Source organism: Candidatus Omnitrophota bacterium, from assembly GCA_028715965.1.
Classification (GTDB): Bacteria; Omnitrophota; Gorgyraeia; order Tantalellales; family Tantalellaceae; genus JAQUQS01.
The window spans coordinates 1-19,210 of the sequence record JAQUQS010000005.1; the positions used below are offsets into that span (position 1 = coordinate 1).

Sequence of the window (19,210 nt, forward strand, 5' to 3'; positions counted from 1 at the left end):
AAGCGCCCCGCCTATGGTCCCGGGTATCCCCGCCAACCCCTCGAATCCTGTAAGCCCTTTCCTGCAGGAGAACGACAATAACTCGTTCATCCTGAGCCCGGCACCCGCGCGGACAAGACCGTTCTCCAGACATATGTCCCTGAATGACGGGAAAGAAAGGCTGATAATGGCCTTTTCGACATCTTCATCCGGAAAAAGGATGTTACTACCCATTCCAACGACCTTGTACGGTACTGCGTAAACCGTCAAGGCGCGCCTGATCCCGGCAAGCGCGTCCACGTTCTCCGGGACACACCAGGCCATAGCCTTTCCACCTATACGTATGGTGCTGTTACGTGAAAGTTCGTGCCGCAGATGGACCCCGCCTCCTTCCACACAACAGACATCCTTTATAAAACTTTCCAGATCATGCCCCGGCACTTTTCGCCCCCAGACTTGTCAATATATGCGCGGCCACTTCACGTATGTCCCCGGCTCCCAGTACAAGCACCACATCCCCTTTTCCAGCCATACCGGAGACCACATCCGGGATCTCATCCTTCCTTACGACGACAAGTCCCTTCCTGAATCCGGCCCTCTCGATAGTCTCTTTCAATCTATATACGTTCACATCGGCCAATATATCCTCATCGGCCGAATATATATCCGTAAGCACCAGACCGTCCGCGTCGTCGAAGCAGGTAGAGAACTCATCCATAAGGTCTTTTGTCCGGCTGTACCTGTGCGGCTGAAATACCGCTATGACCCTCCCGGAGGCATATTCCCTGGCGGCCCTTATCACCGACCGTATCTCCGTTGGATGATGCGCGTAATCCTCGTAGATCTCCACACCACACATTTTCCCGACAAGTTCGAACCTTCTCTTGACGCCGCGAAAAGAACCCACGGCATTTATGGCGTCCTCCACAGGTATCCCCATCTCGCAGACCGCCCCCAAGGCCCCCAGGATATTCATCACGTTATAACGTCCCTTGAGAAGGCTTTTCACCTTTCCCGCGCTCTCGCCATGGATAAAAAGCTCGAACTCGATGCCCCTCGCCCACGACGGGGATTTGCATGAATAATCGAAGTCACCTTCTATCCCGAAACTTACCCTGCGAGCCCCGGAATGCCTGGCTATCCCGTCAAGCACACTATCTTCCCCGTTGTATATAAGCGTACCATCCCGGCTGATCCTTGAGATGAATTCGGAATAAGCGTCCACCAGATTGGTAAAAGTCCCGTAAAACTCCAGATGCTCCCTTTCTATGTTCGTAATGACCGCCAGGTCCGTGGATATGTTCCTGAAATAGCCGTCGCTCTCATCAACCTCGGCCACGACCAGCTCTTCCCCTCCATAACCCGCGTTCCCCCCCAGGGACAACACTTCTCCCCCGACTATGAATGTAGGGGACGATCCGGCGACACTGGATATATGCGCTACGAGCGAACTTGTGGTCGTCTTCCCGTGCGTTCCCGTAACGGAAACTGACATACCGGCCGCTGAAAGGAACCTGTTGAGTAATTCCCCCCTGGATATTACCGGTATCCCACACCTCTTTGCCGCTAATATCTCCGGGTTGTCATCCCGTATACAGGTAGACCTGACCACAAGGTCCGTACCTTCCGCCAGGTTCTCATCCTGGTGCCCTTTGGATATCATTGCGCCTTCCCGGGCGAGACGATCCGTTATGCTATTCGGCCTGAGATCCGAGCCGCTTACTTTATCCCCCTTCGACATGGATATCCCCGCCAGAGCACTCATGCCGATACCTCCGATACCTATGAAATGTATGTTCATCATCGATCATTTCCTTTTTTCCCGGGCAAAGACATAACCTCCCTGGCCAGGCTCCTGGCCGAAAAGGGGTTAGCCAGCCTCGTAGCCGCCCTTGCGAGCAGCTCCCTCTTCATGTTGTTCGAGAACAATTCGTATATACATCCAGCCAGATCATCCGCGGATATATCCTTCTCTTCCATACATATCGCGGCGCCTGCCTCACTGAAATAACGCGCGTTATGTCCCTGGCTGTTCCTCGGATTGGGATATGGCACCAGTACCATGGGACGACCGAAACACGCCAATTCGAAAACGGCCGCGGCACCCGCCCTGGAAACGGCCAGATCACATAAAGAATAAGCGTCACTGATCCTTTCCAGGAACGGCATGACCTTACCGGGAATGTCGTTCTCCCGGTAGAACTTCGAGGTCTCTTCTATATCCGACCTTCCCGCCAGATGGAGGAACTGTATGCCGTCACCCTGTGGCATACCCTTTATCATAAGTGCCGCACGGGAAGATATCCGGTTAAGCGACGTCGCCCCCTGGCTACCACCCATTATAAGCACCGTGAACCTGTCCATCCTGAGACCCAGCCTTTCGCAAGCCCCGTTCCTGTCCCCGTAAAGAGAGTCCTTGCGCAAAGGATTGCCGGTATATACCACCTTCTCCTCGCTCCCGGGGAAATACTGCTCCGACCCCTTGAAGCTCACCGCTATAAGCCTCGCGATACGACTGAGCATCTTGTTGGCCCTGCCAGGTACGACATTCTGTTCGTGGATCACCACAGGTGTCCCCATTATATAGGAAGCGATAGAGATCGTCCCGGATGAATATCCGCCGAATCCCACTACTACGTCCGGCCGGAACATAAGTATGGATATGAGCGAGCACACCGAATCACAGGACAGTTTCCAGGCAAAGACCACCCATTTGATGATATTGTGGCCTCTGGGCATGGGATTGGCCGAAAGATGCTCTTTCCTGTACTTGTACCCGCTCAATATATTAACATCCAGTCGTTTCTTGCTGGCCACGATCATGATATCTGTTCCCCGGACTCCTTCACTTTCAAGGGCTTCAGCCAGAGCTATCGCGGGATATATATGCCCGCCGGACCCGCCCGCGGCAAGTATCACCTTCATATTTACTCCGCCTCTCTGGACAAATTGAATATTATCCCCATTACAGCCATATGGCACACCAGGGAACTTCCGCCATAACTGATGAACGGTAGGGGAAGCCCCTTGGTCGGTAACATACCGGTAGACACCCCGATATTAACTATCGTCTCAAAAGCTATCATGAGGGCTATCCCAAGAACTACCCTGGAAGAAAAAACATCATTTATCCTCAAGGCTATCCTGAACATATACAGGACAAGCAGCGCGAAAAGAAGCAGAACGGATAGGGCCCCAACCACTCCCAGTTCCTCCCCGATTATAGCAAAAATGAAGTCGGTATGTGACTGTGGTAAGTAGAATAATTTCTGTTTGGACTGGCCCAGCCCTACTCCCAGGAACCCTCCCGATCCTATGGCGATAAAGGATTGGTAAAGCTGGTATCCGGCTCCTTCCTTATACTGGAAAGGATCAAGAAAAGCCATTATCCTTCGCACACGGTAAGCTTTCAACCTGACAGCCGCGTACAACGCCGGAAGCATACACATGATGAGCGCTCCGATGTGGGTCATCCTGGCGCCGGAAATAAAAAGTAGCACCCCGGAAACGAAAAGCACCGATACCGCGGTCCCCATATCCGGCTCTATGAGTATCATGCCTGCTACGAACCCGGATACAATAAGCGGAGGAAAGAACCCATACATCAGGTCCTTCATAAGATATCTTTTCCTGGACATAAGGTCCGCCAGGTATATGATTATGGCGAATTTAGCGAATTCCGACGGTTGTATACTAAGACCTGCTATCCTAAGCCACCGTTTAGCGCCGCCTCCCGCCACTCCTATGCCCGGGACAAGGACAGCAACCAACAACAATACGGCCAGACACAATATCCATCTGGCGTTATCTTCGAGCCACTTCCGTTGTGTCATCATCATGATCACGCATGCCGCGACACCTCCCGCCAGATACACCAGGTGTCTCTTAACGAAATACATGCTGTCACCATAGTTATCATAAGCATAGACTGCGCTTGAGGAATATATCATGACGATCCCGGTCATAAGAAGGGCCGCAACTATTATCAATACTTTTCTCGCGTCTTTGCTCATTTATTCTTCCGTAAGGTCATCCTATACTCCGCCCTTGGTCACCGGGATACGCGTAACGGTATCAACGGCCTTCCTGAAATCCAGGCCTCTTTCCTTGTAGTTCTTATACATATCAAAACTCGAACACATTGGGGAAAGCATCACCACTTCGCCGGGCCTGGCCAGCGTCGCGGACCTGGAAACCGCGTCGGCCATATCCCGGGCGAAATAACACGGCACCGTTTTTTCGAAAGTACCGGATATACGTTGTGCCGCCTCTCCGATCAGGACAAAAGCGCTGACCTTATCCCCCACAAGTCCTTTTATGGCGGCATAGTCCCCGCCCTTGTCCCTTCCTCCGGCGATAAGCACAACCTTCTTGTCAAGCGATCCGAGCGCCCTGGCGGTCGCGTCTATGTTCGTCGCCTTGGAATCATCGATAAAATCCACACCTCCGTATGTAGCGACCGTCTGGAAACGATGCTCAAGCGGATGGAACGACTTTACCCCCTTAATTATGGCCCCGCTATCCACTCCCAGTATCTGGCACACCATCGCGCTCGAGGCCACATTCTCAAGGTTATGCTCTCCGCTCATGGGCATATCCTCTCCCTTTATGACCGCATCGGCCAATCCTTTGGTCAATATGTGCACGTCCCGTCCGTGGATCGCCACACCGTCTCCCTCCCTGCCGAAAAACCTTACTTTCGCTTTTACTCCGGAAAGGAGAGGGTCCTCCCTCATCGATCCGTTCATAATAGCCCAGTCCGCCCCGGATTGGTTCATGAATATCCTGAATTTCGCGACCCGGTACTGCTCCATATTCACGTGCCTGTCGTAGTGGTCCTCTGTTATATTGAGAAGTAACGCTATATAAGGCTGGAAATCCTTTATGGTCTCAAGCTGGTATGAACTTACCTCTACGACCGCCACGCTCTTATCTCCGAGCTTATCGACCTCCCCACTCAATGGGTTGCCGATATTCCCGCATACTATATTATGCACACCCGCTTCCGTGAGCATGTTCCCTATCAGCCGACAGGTCGTGCTTTTCCCATTAGTACCCGTAACCGCCACTATGGGCGCTTTACAAAACAGGTATCCTAGCTCCAGTTCCCCGATAACGGGGACATCCCGTTCGATCACACCGCGCTCCCGGAGGGCCTTAATATCCACACCCGGGCTTGTCACCACGAGTTCCGCGCCGGCGCAGAAAGCGGACGTATTCGCCCCGATCTCGATGTCGATCCCCAGGTCCTGCAGTTCTTTCTTCTTGAGCTCCATCCCGGGACCGGCTGAGGACTCACTCACGCGCGCGATCGCGCCTGCGGCCCTCAAAAGGGCGGCCGAAGCCTTACCGCTCTCGCCCAGCCCAAGAACAAGTACTTTTTTGCCGCTAAAGTCCGGCATATACATCCTCCCAGAGCCTAACGTACTTTGAGTGTCGCCATGCTGAGCATCGCCAGTATGGCGGCTACTATCCAGAAACGCACGGTTATCTTGGATTCATGCCACCCTTTCATCTGGAAATGATGGTGTATCGGCGTCATGAGGAACATCCGTTTCTTCCTGTATTTACAGGATGCCACCTGCAGCATAACAGATAACGTTTCCACAACAAGTACTCCCCCTACAATGAAAAGCAATACCTCTTTCTTGATGAGAACGCTCACGGTGGCGAGAGCGCCCCCAATGGCGAGAGAACCCGTATCCCCCATGAACACCGTCGCGGGATGGCAATTGAACCAAAGGAACCCCAGACCCGCGCCGGTAAGCGCGGCGCAGAACACCGTGAGCTCGCCCGCCCCGGGCAGGTAGAACACCTGGAGATATTCGCTCATGGCGGCATGGCCGGTTATATAACTCATGACAGAATACGTGATAGATATGAAGATCACGCACCCGATGGCCAGCCCGTCCAGGCCATCCGTAAGATTAACAGCATTGGAGGTCCCCACAATGACAAAGAACACGAATACGATGTAGAATAATCCCAGATTGGCTATCGCGTTCTTCATGAAAGGAATATAAAGTTCCGTACCGATCGCGGCATTCCTGTAGACAAAAAGGCCTACAATAAGAGCGAAAACGGTCTGTCCGAACAGTTTGGTTATAGCCCTTACGCCTTTCGAGCTTTTATTTCGCAATTTAATACCGTCGTCTATCACCCCGATAATACCCAGCCATACCATAGACCCGGCTGCCAGTATAATAAGGTCGTTATCCGGCCTGCACCACAGGAAAGTGGATAAAAGCACAGCCATGATTATGAGCACTCCTCCCATGGTCGGAGTGCCCTCTTTATGTTTGTGATGGTCGTATATGCCATCTACGTGCTCTTTCCTCACATATTGCCCCACCTTAAGTCGACGCAACATATCTATTACATATGGCCCCAGGATAACGCAGATAAGGAAAGATGTGATCGCGGCCATGCTCGCCCTGAAAGTTATGTACCTGAACACATTGAAGCCGAACCATATCTCCCTCAGCGGATACAGTAAGTAGTAAAACATTTGATCACTTCCTCCATTCTGGCGCCACGCGACCCTTTTACGAGAACGATATTCCTGCCGCCCCCGAGCTCCATCAAGGTCCGGGCCGCATCAGCATGTCCGGGAACAGCGAATACCCGATCCGGGGCCATACCTCCCACGCGAGCGCCCTCGGCTATATACCCGGCTTCTTTCCCGACCGTAATAAGAAAATCCACTTTTCTCGCCGCTACGTTCTCTCCCACCTCAGAATGCATCCTGCGGCTACCTTCCCCCAGTTCCAGCATCTGGCCGGCTACTACCCCCTTGAGACATCCCTCGCATTCCGTGTTTTCCAGCACATCCAGGGCTGACATGAAAGAATCCGGGTTGGCGTTATAAGCGTCATTGATGAAAAGAGCCGGGCCGACCCGCATCCTTTCAAGCCGCATACCGGGAAGCCTTACGTCCTTAATGGCCGCCCTGGCCGCCTCGCAGGTAACTCCCAGGCTCATAGCGACACTTATCGCGGCGGCTGCGTTATATATATTGTGACGGCCGAACACGGGAGCGGAAAAATCCATCCCATTAAGTTTGAACATACATCCTTCAGGGGTATGTTCCACGTCTGATATGATAAAGTCGTTATTTTCTTTTTCACCAAAAAAATGCATGGTGATCCCGCCTGTTCGAGAAGGCACTTTGCCCAGAAGATCGTCATCCCCATTAATAAAAGCCTCCCTGCGGCCGGCAAGATGGCGCAGGATAGATATCTTTTCCTCAAAAACACCTTTCCTGTCACCGAACCCCTCGAGGTGCCCCCTCCCGATATTGGTAATGACCGCTATGTCCGGTTCGGCTACGTCCGCCAGGGCGGCGATCTCACCCTTATTATTTGTGCCTATCTCACAGACCAACACCTCGCACCCTTCGTCAAGATCGAACAGGGTACGGGTCACTCCTACGATGTTGTTATATGAAGCTTTGCTTTTTTCCGCGCGGAAAGACGTACTTAAGATCCCATGTATCATATCTTTAACGGAAGTCTTTCCGTTAGTACCGGTGACCGCGATGACCAGCGCCTTTGCCCTGCTTCGTACATAATGAGCAAGCCGGGACATGGCTTCGAGGGTATCATCTACTATTAATATCGGGATAGAGGTCCGGCTTTCACAGGATAACCGTGGTACTTCCTCCGCCATGACACATCCGGCTCCGGAAATAACGGCCTCCCCTATAAAATCATGCCCATCATAGTTCCTGCCGCGAATAGCTATGAACAGGTCCCCGCGTCTTACCGCCCGGGAGTCCGTGGAAACACCTTTTATTGCCAGATCATCCGTTCCGGATAAAATCCGGCCCCCGGCAATACTGGCTGCCTCTTTTAAGGAAATGCCTATCATATGATCGAAGATCTTTCTAAAAAGGTCAGAAAACCCGTCAAAAACCCATTTGTCCCAATATCTTCAGGGCTGTTTCCTTGTCATTGAAATAGCGTACTTCCCGGCCTATTACCTGATAATCCTCGTGCCCTTTACCCGCAATAAGCACAACATCGCCCTGAACGGCCATACCTAAAGCTTTTCTTATGGCCTCTTCCCGCTCCATAATTATACTATAATTACCATGTCCAATCATACCCTTTTCTATATCCATTATTATGTCATGCGGGGCCTCTTCCCTGGGATTATCGTTAGTGAGCAGTGTATGGTCACACATACTGACAGATATCTTTCCCATTAACGGTCTTTTCGCCCGGTCACGGTTCCCCCCGCATCCGAAAACACAGTATACCTTACCCTTATTCAGCCCCTTAAGCGTCCCTATCACTTTTTCCAGGGCGTCAGGCGTATGGGCGTAATCAACAAAAACGGTGAACGGTGCCTTTGACACGACTATGTCGAGCCGCCCGGGGACCGGAGGCATTTCCTCCACAGCTTTTTTAACAAGCGCGAGGTCCAGGTCCTGGTCGGACAAAGCGGCTGTAGCCGCGAGTATGTTATAAATATTATGCCTGCCAATAAGCCTTGTCACAACGTTAACACGCCCAATGGGCTCCACCACTATATCGAACCGGCTACGGTCCGGGTAAAGTTCAATATTTTCCGCCATGATGTCAGCCTTGTTCTCCACCCCGAAGGTCTTGGCCCTGACCGGGCCTAGACCGTTGAATGCCGTCGTGACAAGAGGCGTGTCCATATTGACCACCGCGATGCCATCGGGTTTTAAATATTTGAATATCTTCATCTTCTCTTTCAGGTAATTGTCCATGGATATATGATAATCCAGATGCTCCGGGGTAATGTTGGTAAATACAGCGGCATCGAGATCGATACCACTTAATCTTTTCTGGCTAAGCGCGTGGCTGGACACTTCGATAACAGCGGCCTTTTTTCCGGAATCTATCATTTCGTTAAGTAACCTGTTAAGACTGATCACATCAGGGGTGGTCAGGGAAGAGCGCGTCACTTCGTCGCCCCTGGTCTTGTTAAAGACCGTACTTATGAACCCGGAAGGCATCCCGTGGCACGCGAGTATCCTGTCGACAAGAAATGTGGTCGTCGTCTTTCCATTGGTCCCAGTAATACCGAACGTCCTGAGATAATCGGACGGCTCCCCGAACACGTGCCTCACTATCTGACCAAGCGCTTCCCTGGCATCCTTGACGATAATAAGTTTTTCCATATCACTATCGGACATCCCCAAGGGTACCTTCTCGCAGACAACCCCCGCGGCCCCTTTGGCGAGGGCCTCGCGTATGAAATCATGCCCGCTATTCACGGTCCCGTCTATTGCCACGAACACATCACCATCGGATACCATACGGGAATCCGCTTTGATGTTCCTTTCGGTAACATTAGTTCTGTAAAATAGTATCTCTAATCCCCTGTCCATCCCATTCCTATCTGTTATTTGCCGACCGGACCGGACTGCCCTCCCGCGCGCGAGGCCGGACCCTTATTGGACCATATATACTGCATGGTCCTCTCCGATATGTTCTTGAATACCGGGCCCGCGACACTCCCCCCGAAATGGACCGGTTGCGGGTCCTTGACCACCACCACGATACTTATGACCGGGTCCTCCATCGGAGCGAAGCCGATGAACGTAGCGTTGTATTTATTGTCATAGTACCCTCCCGCCGGGTTCACCATCTGTGCCGTCCCCGTCTTGCCACATGAACTGAAGAATTTCGACGCCGCCTTTTTTCCCGTACCATCCGTGACGACCCGATTAAGTATCTTTTTCATCTCTTTCGAGGTTTCTTCTGATAATACCCTCTTTTTCACCCGCGGAACGTTCTTTCTGACCTCTCCGCCCTCCCAGGTAGTTACCCTGTCCACGATATATGGCTCCATCAACTTACCCCCATTAGCTATAGCGCTTATCGCGCAGGCAAGCTGCATGGGCGTTACGGCTATGCCCTGGCCGATCGGTATGGTGGTTATATCACTTTTCGACCAGGTGGCGGGAGCCCTGTTTATACCTGCCACTTCGCCGGGAAGATCAACTCCCGTATTCTCCCCGAACCCGAACAACCTGGTATAATCATAAAGCTTCTCCTTACCCAGTTCGTGCGCCGCTTTTACGGTACCTATATTACTGGATTTGGCTATCACATCCGAAAAGGACAGTTTTCCGTAAGCGTGGTAATCATGAAGTATACGTCCGCCGACCGCGTATTCCCCGTTCTCACAGTCAAACATATCATCCGGCGAGATCTTTCCTTCGTTCAGCACCGCGCTCGCGGTCACCACCTTGAAAACACTGCCCGGCTCGAACACGCTGGATACAGCGTCATTCTTCATTATGTCGCGCGGGGTCTGGCCGGAAAGATTGAGGTCATATCCGGGATAATTAGCTAACGCCAGGATCCTGCCGCTATACGGATCCATGACAATGACCGTGCCGGATGAGGCTTTAGACCTGTTGACCCCCGACTTAAGCTCCTCTTCAGTTATGTATTGTATGACCGCGTCTATCGTAAGGATGATATTATGCCCGTTCTTCGGCGGGATGGACTCGTCCTCCTTCAAAAGGACCGTATTCCTCCTCGCGTCCTTTATCATGTGGCTATATCCGGGCTCCCCCCTGAGATCAGCGTCAAAAAGCCTTTCTACCCCCTCAAGCCCGGCATTATCCATGCCGGCAAAGCCAAGGACATGGCACGCCATACTGTCGTTCGGGTAGTTCCTTTTACTTTCTATGCATATGTGTATCCCCGGAAGTCCCGCACGCTTTATGTTTTCGGAGACATCTCTATCTACCTTCCTGGAGAGCCAGGAGAACCGTCCAGACCTGGTCACCCGTGACAGTATGGTGCCCTGGTCAAGTCCAAGTATCTCCGAAAGTACACGCGCTGTATGTTCCGGATCCTTGACGAACTTTGGGTCGCAGAAAATACTGGGCGCGTCCAGGTTGATGGCAAGCGGGTCCATATGGCGGTCGAATATAGTACCACGTCGCGGTTCCACTTTTACTATGCGGTTGTGCTGGTTATCCGCGAGTTCCGAGAATTTATCGGTATCGACCACCTGAAGCTGGAAAAGACGCAGCGACAGCGCGGAATAGGTCATTATCAAGAGTAACAGAACGACAAATTGGCGTTTTTTGAGCATTGTTACACATTTTGTGTTTTAATACGGTCATTCCCGGGATTTAGCTTCGGCGTATGGAGCGAGCAGGTCCATCATGCGACCCAAGACCGTGTTACTGCCATATTCTCTCTCCGTACCCGCATAAGCCAACTGGGTCCCCCCATAATGCGAGGTCCTCCGGCTGGCGAACCTCACCTCTTCCGGATCCAGTGAGGCAAGCAAATATCTGGGTGATTCCATTTGTGATAGATTATACATTAACGCGGAATTCTGGTCAATCAGGGTCGAGAGCTCACGATCGTTCTTCTGGAGGGTATAGCCCGCCTTCACTATCTCTACCTGCTGATGCACGTAACCGACGGCCATCACGGTAATAAATACGCCTGTTAACAACATTTTCGACATATTCATATCACCTTCTCCGCCACTCTGAGTTTCGCGCTCCTGGACCGGGGATTGGCGGTTGTTTCTTCGCGTGAAGGCGTTAAAGGTTTTTTCGTAAGCACCTTGAACGACCCTTCTCGCATCCTGGCGCGAAAAATATTCTTAACTATACGGTCCTCAAGAGAATGGAAAGATATTACGGCTATCCTTCCTCCCGGGTTCAAACGCGGCATTATAGCGTCTAATCCCCTCTCAAGTGCCCCCAACTCATCGTTGACATAAATACGCAGGGCCTGGAACGTTCTAGCCGCCGCGTGCAATCTTTGGCCCCTATACTTGCTCCCGATAGCCTTTTTTACGACATCGACCAGTTCGTACGTTGTCTCTATCTTCTTCCGGCCCCTGGCCCTGATTATCTCTTTCGCTACGAGCTTCGCGTGCCTTTCTTCACCATAGGCACGTATGACTTCCTCCAGTTCATGCGTGCTGGACGTGTTCACCACATCCCGGGCAGTGAGCCGCTGGGTTTTATCGAATCGCATGTCCAGCGGCCCGTCTTTGAGAAAACTAAATCCCCTCTCCCCCTCTTCCAGGTGGTATGATGATACCCCCAGGTCCAGTACTGCCCCGTCAATACAAGCATCATGCTGCGCGCCAAGATGGTCCCCGATATTCCTGAAGTCGTCATTTACGAACGTTACCGCTTCCCCGTACCCCTTCAGTCTTGCCTTAACACGTTCTATAGCGTCCCCATCCCTGTCAAACCCTATTAACCTTCCTCCCGGCATTATACGCTTCAATATAGCTTCCGCGTGTCCTCCCGCCCCAAGCGTACCATCCAGCATCGTCTCTCCCGGGACGGGATCCAGATATCCGACCGTCTCCTCTAAAAGGACCGGGATATGCACCTCATCTGTTCGGTGATGGATGCTCATTTATCCCGTTTGAATATCCTCTCCATAGCCGATATCTGGTACCGGTATAGCCTGTCATATTCTGTCATCGCATCTGTCTTGTTATATTTGGTTCCCTTGCGTGGGGTATTATTCTTCGAGGTTTTCTTCTTTCCGTATATCGATCCGCCCATCTCACATGCTTGTAGGAATCTTTTCATGGTCCCCATTTATCCTCCCCTTAGAGGCCGCGAGTTAATCGCAGTTCTTCACGATCACGCATTTCTTGTCGCCGAACCCGGATGTCGACACCACGTACCTGGTAACACCTAAATGAGAAAGCCCTGAAGGCAGCGCCCTTGCCTTCTTTATCCTCTCGACCATGTTCACGCAATTAACGAATTCCCTCTGTTTTTTGTTGAATTTAAGAGCGTATCTTCTGTACATATCCTACCCCCCTCTGTCGCTATAACTCTATAAGACCTTCGGCTATGCCCTCATAATTATCTTTTGAGGTGTCATAGAAATCTTTCCACTTTTTGGCGTCCCATATCTCTATCCTATTGGACACACCTATGATCATTATGTCCCGGCTAAGCCCCGCGTAATCCTTCAGATAATCCGGGACCAATACACGCCACTGCTTATCAGGCTCAACAGGTGTGGCACCAGAGAAGAAAAGCCGGTTGAATTTTCTGGATTCGCTTTTAGTGAAGGACATGTTCCGGAACCTGTTCTCCTGAACCTTCCATTCGCTTTCAGGGAACATAAAAAGACATTCATCGAGCCCCCTGGTCAGATAGAGTTTCTCTATACCGGCGTCCTTTATCGGATCGCGGAAACGCGCCGGTATTATAAGGCGGCTCTTTTTATCAAGGCTATGCTGGTATTCTCCGTAAAACACTCCACTTCCCTCCACTTTAATCCACTATACAATAAAAAGTATACATAAACCGTAACACTTTGTCAAACATTAGTTTAGCAATTAAAAATGGGCGCGTAGGACACATTATGTTGTGCTTAATGGAAAGTGGGCATATACATATTGTGTGTCTTCGGGAATTGAAAAAACAGGCAGGTCCTTTGGATATCAAGGGACCTGCCTGTGTGGGTTCCGGGATAAAAAATAAGTGATATATGACTTGGTCAGACGGGACCTAACGGGCCTTACCAATAAAGTTTCTGGAATCTTTCGGAGTACTTTTTGACCCACTCTTCCGAGGCTTCTTTCAGGGTCATGTCCCTGCCTAGCTGCAGGGAACGCAGGACGCGGTACTCTTCTATGAGGTATATCTGTTCAATGAGTTTAACCTTGAAGGCATCACTGAAATTTACAAAAACAACACCTACCCGGAACAGTCCTGACTCTTCGTCTTTGGTGGAATGTACTACCCTTGCCCGGATCTTGAATACCTTATCATAAAGCGGCATCTGCAGGCTTATCGTGGTCCCGGACGCTACCTCTGTCTTAGAAAGGAACAGAAGCCCGCCTTCACTGGTGTCAAGCGTGTTCGTCTTTTCGTATCCCCTGTCCTCTTCTATCCGGAACTCAACCGGGTTAACGAGAAGATGCCGTATAAAACGTCTTCTTTCCTGATGCTCCATATCAGCCTGTTCTGAAGGATTGTTGGGAAAATTACTACCTATGATAGCATATTAGCGGCTTTCAGTTCCTCCTCAAGTTTATTCACAGCTTCCTTGAGCTTTGAGAAAAGCCTTACATTGATATTGATCCCCTTACCCGTGGGCACTTTCTCATCCCCCTGAGGAGGCTGGGTCCAGATACGTATGTCAATGACGTCATTGCCCTGATATTCGGACAAACGTATTTTGACATCCTGATACTTGTTCTTCTCAAATACGTATACGTCTTTTTCCATGTGCGCCCCCTTTTTGCGCGTATTAATTATATAATATTATTCCTATGTATCCTTATACATATAATATACAATGACAGGCGAAAAAGCAAAATTTTATGTTTTTTATTTATAAAGGGGTCTTTGGGGGAGATGTGCCGGTCGGTCTCGACACCGGTCAATCCACCTCTTTCTTCCGGAATATCCTCACGAAACAAAAGAGAACCAGCGTCAAAATGGCGCTCCATGACAGCAGAAGTAATACCCATCCATAATAGCTCATTTCGTTCTCTCCTGGTATCTTCGTTTTTTCCACGCTATCTTGACCAATACAGCCAACACGGCGAATATGAGCAGCAGGCCTCCCCGTGTAGCCAGGATGACCCCCCTGTCGGCCGCCGCCACCTTATCCATCCGCATTACCGGCAACCACTCCTGGAAAAGCCATGCCCCAAGTACTATTATCAGGAATACCGGTGTGACATATTTCATTATGTATTTATAAGGCAGAGGAATACGCATATCCGCCCCGTGATGTACTTCCTCCCATGCCCTGTTAACACCGAATACCCATGTGAAAAGTATCACCTCCACGGTCGCGAAAAGCACAAGACAGAAAGTGCCTCCCCAGAAGTCCAGTTCATCCACTACGCCACGGCCGAGAAAAAATATCGCGGCGTTACAAAGAAAAAAGGTCACGGCACCGAATATCGCTACCGCGCGCCGGCGGGATATATTGAACTCGTCCTCAAAAAACGCTATCGCGGGCTGCGCCATGGACACCGATGACGTTACTCCCGCGAGGAACAAAAGCCCGAACCACAGGAACCCCAGCACTTCCGAGAAAGGCATCCTGGTAAATATCAGCGGCATAGTGACGAACCCAAGGTTGAAAGCGCCCGCATTAGCGATATCCCCGATAGCCGCCGGGCCGAAAAAAACATAGGCCGCGGGGATCACGATACTCCCGCCCAATATCACTTCCGCCACTTCATTCATGCTCACCGCCGTGAGCCCGGACAAAGCTACGTCATCACCTTTTTTCAGATAACTCGCGTAAGTAAGTATGACCCCCAACCCGACACTCAAGGTAAAAAACACTTGTCCCGTGGCGGATAGCCATATCTTGGCGCTTTTTAACTGGCTGAAATCCGGGTTCCATAGATACCCCATACCGTTCATTACGTTCCACTTCGGGAGTAACGGGTCCGGTGCCCCCAAGGTCAGTACCCTGACGGCCAGGGCTATCCCGAAAACAAAAAGCACGGGTATGGCTACCTTGCAGAACCGCTCTATCCCTCCCTTTATGCCGTGATAAAGGACTATCATGTTGGCCCCGAACGTGATAAGAAAGAACACATAAGCGGTCGCTATACTGGAAAAATATGAATTCTTCTCCAGCCCCTGGAAAGCCCTCAGGAAAGCCTCCATCTGGACCTGGTCGGTTATCCCGGAATACTTCTGCACAAGAGAAAAGAAACTGTACGCCAGTGTCCAGGATTCTATATAAGTGTAATAGATCATGATCACAAGCGGACCGAAGATACCTATAATACCGAAATATTTTATGAACCGGTTCTTTTCCCAGAGAGAATGGAATATGCCTGGCGCGGAAGAATGCCCAAAGCCCCCGCCATACCGTCCGATCGACCATTCTATCCACATAAGCGGTATCCCGACAAGAAGAAGCGCCGTAAAATACGGGATAAGGAACGCCCCGCCGCCGTTCTTGGCCGCTTGAACGGGAAACCTGAGAAAATTACCCAGGCCTACGGCGGACCCAGCGACCGCCATAATGATCCCCAGCCGGGATCCCCAGCTATCCCTTTTTTTCTCCGGCATGGCACACTTTCTTCGGGTCAGGTCTTGAACCTCACAATTATCTTTCCCCAGTTATCGGGCGGCTTTTCCACCCTGTCAAAAAGGGACTTATTCCGTTCCAGGAACTTGAGCACACGCTTTTTGAGCTGCCCCGTCCCTTTCCCTGGGATTATTTCCAGCATACGCGCGTGGATACGACCGGCCTCTTCCAGCGCGCCCTCAAGGGCCCTCTCGATCTCGTTCCCCTTATTGAATATATCGTGCAGGTCCAATACGATCTTTTTCATAGTTCGCTATCCCCGGAGTGAACACGCCTATTCGCCCTCGACACGTCTTCTGGTCCTCTTTTTATCGCTTCTCAGTTTCTTGTCCCGGAGCATCTTCTCTTTGGCCCTCCTGGACCTTTTCCGTTTTTGGCGCCTGATCTTCTCTATTTTCTTTCTGCGTTCCGACAAGACCCCCTGGACACTCTGCTCTATCTTTTCCACCAGAAGCCTGCGGGCCATGAACCTGTTCAGCACCTGCGATCTTTCGATCTCACACTTCACCTCGGTCCCGGTAGGCACATGTTTGAGATAAACACAGGTCGACGTCTTGTTGGCGTGCTGGCCCCCTGGTCCGCCGGACCTTATGAACCTTTCGACGATGTCAGTTTCATCAACGCCCGCGGCTGACATACGCCTTACAAGTTCCTGTTCCTTTTTTTTTGATACGCCAAAGTCCATGACAAGAAATACCGGATTAAAGAACACGCGGCCCCAGATAGGCCCTGGCGACCGTGCGTCCCTGTATATGCGACATGATAAAGCCGTGCTTAACGGTTAAAACAGGCATCGACCAGATCGTCGAGTTTGGCCGTGGCGAGACATTGCACCGTATCCGCCCCCCCGTAGTATATCTTCACCTCTCCGTCATTTTCCAGCACTGCTCCACAAGTGAACACCACCGCGTAAGTAAGCCCGCTGAGCTCATAATCCATCAACGGCGAAAGTATCGGGGCCTTGGCCCTGGCCACTATTTTCGAGGGGTCATTAAGATCCAGCATCATCACGCCGATATGATATACATATTGCGCGGCACACTGCACATTGACCGCGTGATATAGGACCAGCCATCCCTTATCCGTTCTTATCGGCACGGCTCCAGGACCGTTCTTCTTCCATCCCCACTCATCCTGGGCATACGCGACATAACGGGATCGCCCCCAATGGATAAGGTCCGGCGAATAAGAAAGCCACATATAACCCTTGCCGTCACCGGTATTTGGCCGGTCAAGCCGGCAATATGACCCATTTATCTTCTCCGGGAAAAGTACCCCGTTCCTGTTATCCGTCTCGGAGATAAAATCCTTGAACTTGAACTGTTTCATGTCCGGGGACTCAAGAAGACCCAGTCGACATGAATGCCCACTATGACAAGCGAACACCACATAGTACTTACCCTCGATCTCCGTAACGCGCGGATCATAATACATCCCGGTGGTATATTCATTAAAATAGTCCGTTTCCGGCATCTTGATGGGATCCGGGCGAAGCTTGAAATCAATGCCGTTATCCGAATCAGCCGGCCATATGAGCTGTTTCATCGAAGGGGTCTCCACGCGGCATAACATCACATATTTCCCATCACGCGTCTTTATGCACCCTGAGTTATAAACACCCTTAGCGGCGGCGGGGATATCATCCCTGGTAAGTATCGGGTTGCCCGGATAACGCACCACTATATGCTCTTTACTCTTAGGGTAAACTACTGATCGAGACATCTCTATCATCCTTTCCTGGTATCGGTCCTTTATCGACAATGTTATTTGAGAATGTATTAAACAATATTTCCGGCGTTCGTGCAAGGGTTTTTTGCCAAGGACGGATAAAGACAACCACGCGCCCCCCGACGGGTGCTCCCTCCGGGAACGTATGGCCGTAGCGGCGCCTGGTTATCTGTCTATATTTCTATCACGGAATCCGTTGTGCCGAATATGTTGGTCTCGGCGCTCGGGTTACCGGGATCGCCCCACCACTCATCATCCACAAGGAACTTATACCTATAACGCCCTTTTGGCAACGTGAAATGGGTAGACCAGCTCCCGCCTTCCAGTTTCACCAACCGGTTGGCGTCCGTTTTTCGCCAGTCATTGAAATCCCCAAGCACATAGACCGACCCCGCCGACGGAGCGTGAAGCATGAACTCCCTTATTGCTACATCCATGTTCCTTGCCTCCGCGGCAAGGACCTCACTGGTAATATTGTAAAAATCAAGAGCCGCGGAACTCTCCGGGTCATACTCGAATATGGTCTTACCGTATTTAGCCGCTTCACGCAGGCGGACACTTGAACGCACCTTGGTCGGGAGAAGATATGGCCCAAGCCGCTTCCTGGCATCATGTTCGAAATGCTTGGCGAAGTTGGACCTTTTATCATATATGTTCATAGCGAAGAATATAGACGGCTGCCGCCCGGTTTCCGAGTTAAGCAGGCTCGTTACCCTGTACACGCTATTGATCCCATTGAACGAAAAATAGCTCATATCAAGCGGCACTAATATCATATCCGCCGCGTACATGGAATTTAGCGCCAGGAACCCGAAACTCGGGGGAGAATCTATGATAACATACTCGAACTTGTTGAAGAACGGATCGGCCAGGGTCTTCGCCAAAAGGGTAGCCGCGCCGTTTATGTTGCCGAGATTTATTTCCGCGGCGGAAAGTGACATATTGGCCGGCATGAACGCCATCTTATCCCGACCGGTGATTATTATATCCTCAAGAGGTATGCCTTCGTTGTCAAAATACGAGCGGAAAATATCATAAGAAGTCCTTCTTTCCATCGCGTCCTTTTCATACCCAAGCGAGTAGGTAGCATGTGCCTGCGGATCAAGATCGACCAAAAGGGTTTCACTACCCATCCTGGCGAGTGCCGCAGCAACATTGACGGCAAGAGTGGTTTTACCACATCCGCCTTTCTGGTTTGCTACAGAAATGATCTTCATTTGACCTCCCGGTATTTAGTGGTGGTTTTTCCGCACAACATAACATCTTGTGCTATTTGCAGAAAGTATATCATATAGATAATAATTAGTAAATAATAATGGCCTTTTTTTAGCTATTTATCTATCCGGGTCCGGGAATGCCTTGCGATCGCCCGCTTCATCATATTCTTATACCAAAGGGCCCCGGCGTATGATAGAATTATATGGCAAAATATTAGGCATTGGTCT

The 19,210-nt window shown here is 50.9% G+C and carries 21 protein-coding genes; all 21 read right to left on the reverse strand.

The features are described from left to right. The coding region (locus PHH49_03515) for an FAD-binding protein (protein MDD5488017.1) at positions 1-420 on the reverse strand (420 nt) is incomplete at its 3' end. Next, complete coding sequence (gene murC / locus PHH49_03520) at positions 407-1,783, reverse strand: UDP-N-acetylmuramate--L-alanine ligase (GenBank protein MDD5488018.1); 1,377 nt, start codon at positions 1,781-1,783, stop codon at positions 407-409. The genes murC and PHH49_03515, both read right to left, overlap by 14 nt. Next, entirely contained in the window at positions 1,780-2,904 is a 1,125-nt protein-coding gene (murG, locus tag PHH49_03525) for an undecaprenyldiphospho-muramoylpentapeptide beta-N-acetylglucosaminyltransferase (protein MDD5488019.1), read from the reverse strand. The genes murC and murG overlap by 4 nt, the downstream gene beginning before the upstream one ends. 2 nt (positions 2,905-2,906) lie before the next feature. Further along, positions 2,907-3,992 (reverse strand): putative lipid II flippase FtsW, encoded by a 1,086-nt coding sequence (gene ftsW, locus PHH49_03530; protein ID MDD5488020.1) that lies wholly within the window; start codon positions 3,990-3,992, stop codon positions 2,907-2,909. A 21-nt stretch (positions 3,993-4,013) separates the two neighbouring features. Next, positions 4,014-5,381, reverse strand: coding sequence for a UDP-N-acetylmuramoyl-L-alanine--D-glutamate ligase (gene murD, locus PHH49_03535; protein ID MDD5488021.1), 1,368 nt, complete (start codon positions 5,379-5,381; stop codon positions 4,014-4,016). A gap of 17 nt (positions 5,382-5,398) precedes the next feature. Continuing rightward, complete coding sequence (mraY, locus tag PHH49_03540; GenBank protein MDD5488022.1) at positions 5,399-6,487, reverse strand: phospho-N-acetylmuramoyl-pentapeptide-transferase; 1,089 nt, start codon at positions 6,485-6,487, stop codon at positions 5,399-5,401. After that, entirely contained in the window at positions 6,460-7,848 is a 1,389-nt protein-coding gene (locus tag PHH49_03545) for a UDP-N-acetylmuramoyl-tripeptide--D-alanyl-D-alanine ligase (GenBank protein MDD5488023.1), read from the reverse strand. Before PHH49_03545 ends, mraY begins: the two co-directional genes overlap by 28 nt. A 37-nt stretch (positions 7,849-7,885) precedes the next feature. Further along, positions 7,886-9,340 (reverse strand): UDP-N-acetylmuramoyl-L-alanyl-D-glutamate--2,6-diaminopimelate ligase, encoded by a 1,455-nt coding sequence (locus PHH49_03550; GenBank protein MDD5488024.1) that lies wholly within the window; start codon positions 9,338-9,340, stop codon positions 7,886-7,888. Positions 9,341-9,354: 14 nt separating this feature from the next. Then, on the reverse strand, positions 9,355-11,064 hold the full coding sequence (locus tag PHH49_03555) for a penicillin-binding protein 2 (protein MDD5488025.1): 1,710 nt from the start codon (positions 11,062-11,064) through the stop codon (positions 9,355-9,357). A 27-nt stretch (positions 11,065-11,091) separates the two neighbouring features. After that, complete coding sequence (locus PHH49_03560; GenBank protein ID MDD5488026.1) at positions 11,092-11,454, reverse strand: hypothetical protein; 363 nt, start codon at positions 11,452-11,454, stop codon at positions 11,092-11,094. Next, a complete protein-coding gene (gene rsmH / locus PHH49_03565) occupies positions 11,451-12,362 on the reverse strand; it encodes a 16S rRNA (cytosine(1402)-N(4))-methyltransferase RsmH (protein ID MDD5488027.1) in 912 nt (303 codons plus the stop codon). The genes PHH49_03560 and rsmH overlap by 4 nt, the downstream gene beginning before the upstream one ends. Next, positions 12,359-12,541 carry a hypothetical protein gene (locus tag PHH49_03570; protein ID MDD5488028.1) on the reverse strand — a complete coding sequence of 61 codons (183 nt, stop codon included), beginning with the start codon at positions 12,539-12,541 and terminating at the stop codon, positions 12,359-12,361. The genes rsmH and PHH49_03570 overlap by 4 nt, the downstream gene beginning before the upstream one ends. Before the next feature lie 34 nt (positions 12,542-12,575). After that, positions 12,576-12,767 (reverse strand): hypothetical protein, encoded by a 192-nt coding sequence (locus PHH49_03575; protein ID MDD5488029.1) that lies wholly within the window; start codon positions 12,765-12,767, stop codon positions 12,576-12,578. 19 nt (positions 12,768-12,786) lie between these two features. Further along, positions 12,787-13,224 carry a division/cell wall cluster transcriptional repressor MraZ gene (gene mraZ, locus PHH49_03580; GenBank protein MDD5488030.1) on the reverse strand — a complete coding sequence of 146 codons (438 nt, stop codon included), beginning with the start codon at positions 13,222-13,224 and terminating at the stop codon, positions 12,787-12,789. 263 nt (positions 13,225-13,487) lie between these two features. Then, the gene (locus PHH49_03585; protein MDD5488031.1) at positions 13,488-13,925 is read right to left on the reverse strand and encodes a PilZ domain-containing protein; all 438 of its coding nucleotides are present in this window, start codon (positions 13,923-13,925) and stop codon (positions 13,488-13,490) included. A 38-nt stretch (positions 13,926-13,963) separates the two neighbouring features. Next, the gene (locus PHH49_03590; GenBank protein ID MDD5488032.1) at positions 13,964-14,200 is read right to left on the reverse strand and encodes a transcriptional coactivator p15/PC4 family protein; all 237 of its coding nucleotides are present in this window, start codon (positions 14,198-14,200) and stop codon (positions 13,964-13,966) included. 255 nt (positions 14,201-14,455) lie between these two features. Continuing rightward, the gene (locus PHH49_03595; GenBank protein MDD5488033.1) at positions 14,456-16,018 is read right to left on the reverse strand and encodes a sodium-dependent transporter; all 1,563 of its coding nucleotides are present in this window, start codon (positions 16,016-16,018) and stop codon (positions 14,456-14,458) included. Between the two features lie 17 nt (positions 16,019-16,035). Further along, the gene (locus tag PHH49_03600; GenBank protein MDD5488034.1) at positions 16,036-16,284 is read right to left on the reverse strand and encodes a Smr/MutS family protein; all 249 of its coding nucleotides are present in this window, start codon (positions 16,282-16,284) and stop codon (positions 16,036-16,038) included. A gap of 27 nt (positions 16,285-16,311) precedes the next feature. Next, positions 16,312-16,722: a peptide chain release factor-like protein gene (locus PHH49_03605; protein MDD5488035.1), complete on the reverse strand. Its 411-nt coding sequence runs from the start codon at positions 16,720-16,722 to the stop codon at positions 16,312-16,314. A gap of 89 nt (positions 16,723-16,811) precedes the next feature. Next, a complete protein-coding gene (locus PHH49_03610; GenBank protein MDD5488036.1) occupies positions 16,812-17,798 on the reverse strand; it encodes a glycoside hydrolase family 130 protein in 987 nt (328 codons plus the stop codon). Between the two features lie 140 nt (positions 17,799-17,938). After that, the gene (locus tag PHH49_03615) at positions 17,939-18,982 is read right to left on the reverse strand and encodes an AAA family ATPase (GenBank protein MDD5488037.1); all 1,044 of its coding nucleotides are present in this window, start codon (positions 18,980-18,982) and stop codon (positions 17,939-17,941) included. Positions 18,983-19,210: the final 228 nt, after the last annotated feature.

Coding starts and splice junctions, on each gene's coding strand:
- murC (MDD5488018.1), bottom strand. CDS start 1,783: ATGATGAACATACATTTCATAGGTATCGGAGGTATCGGCATGAGTGCT.
- murG (MDD5488019.1), bottom strand. CDS start 2,904: ATGAAGGTGATACTTGCCGCGGGCGGGTCCGGCGGGCATATATATCCC.
- ftsW (MDD5488020.1), bottom strand. CDS start 3,992: ATGAGCAAAGACGCGAGAAAAGTATTGATAATAGTTGCGGCCCTTCTT.
- murD (MDD5488021.1), bottom strand. CDS start 5,381: ATGCCGGACTTTAGCGGCAAAAAAGTACTTGTTCTTGGGCTGGGCGAG.
- mraY (MDD5488022.1), bottom strand. CDS start 6,487: ATGTTTTACTACTTACTGTATCCGCTGAGGGAGATATGGTTCGGCTTC.
- PHH49_03545 (MDD5488023.1), bottom strand. CDS start 7,848: ATGATAGGCATTTCCTTAAAAGAGGCAGCCAGTATTGCCGGGGGCCGG.
- PHH49_03550 (MDD5488024.1), bottom strand. CDS start 9,340: ATGGACAGGGGATTAGAGATACTATTTTACAGAACTAATGTTACCGAA.
- PHH49_03555 (MDD5488025.1), bottom strand. CDS start 11,064: ATGCTCAAAAAACGCCAATTTGTCGTTCTGTTACTCTTGATAATGACC.
- PHH49_03560 (MDD5488026.1), bottom strand. CDS start 11,454: ATGAATATGTCGAAAATGTTGTTAACAGGCGTATTTATTACCGTGATG.
- rsmH (MDD5488027.1), bottom strand. CDS start 12,362: ATGAGCATCCATCACCGAACAGATGAGGTGCATATCCCGGTCCTTTTA.
- PHH49_03570 (MDD5488028.1), bottom strand. CDS start 12,541: ATGAAAAGATTCCTACAAGCATGTGAGATGGGCGGATCGATATACGGA.
- PHH49_03575 (MDD5488029.1), bottom strand. CDS start 12,767: ATGTACAGAAGATACGCTCTTAAATTCAACAAAAAACAGAGGGAATTC.
- PHH49_03585 (MDD5488031.1), bottom strand. CDS start 13,925: ATGGAGCATCAGGAAAGAAGACGTTTTATACGGCATCTTCTCGTTAAC.
- PHH49_03590 (MDD5488032.1), bottom strand. CDS start 14,200: ATGGAAAAAGACGTATACGTATTTGAGAAGAACAAGTATCAGGATGTC.
- PHH49_03595 (MDD5488033.1), bottom strand. CDS start 16,018: ATGCCGGAGAAAAAAAGGGATAGCTGGGGATCCCGGCTGGGGATCATT.
- PHH49_03600 (MDD5488034.1), bottom strand. CDS start 16,284: ATGAAAAAGATCGTATTGGACCTGCACGATATATTCAATAAGGGGAAC.
- PHH49_03605 (MDD5488035.1), bottom strand. CDS start 16,722: ATGGACTTTGGCGTATCAAAAAAAAAGGAACAGGAACTTGTAAGGCGT.
- PHH49_03615 (MDD5488037.1), bottom strand. CDS start 18,982: ATGAAGATCATTTCTGTAGCAAACCAGAAAGGCGGATGTGGTAAAACC.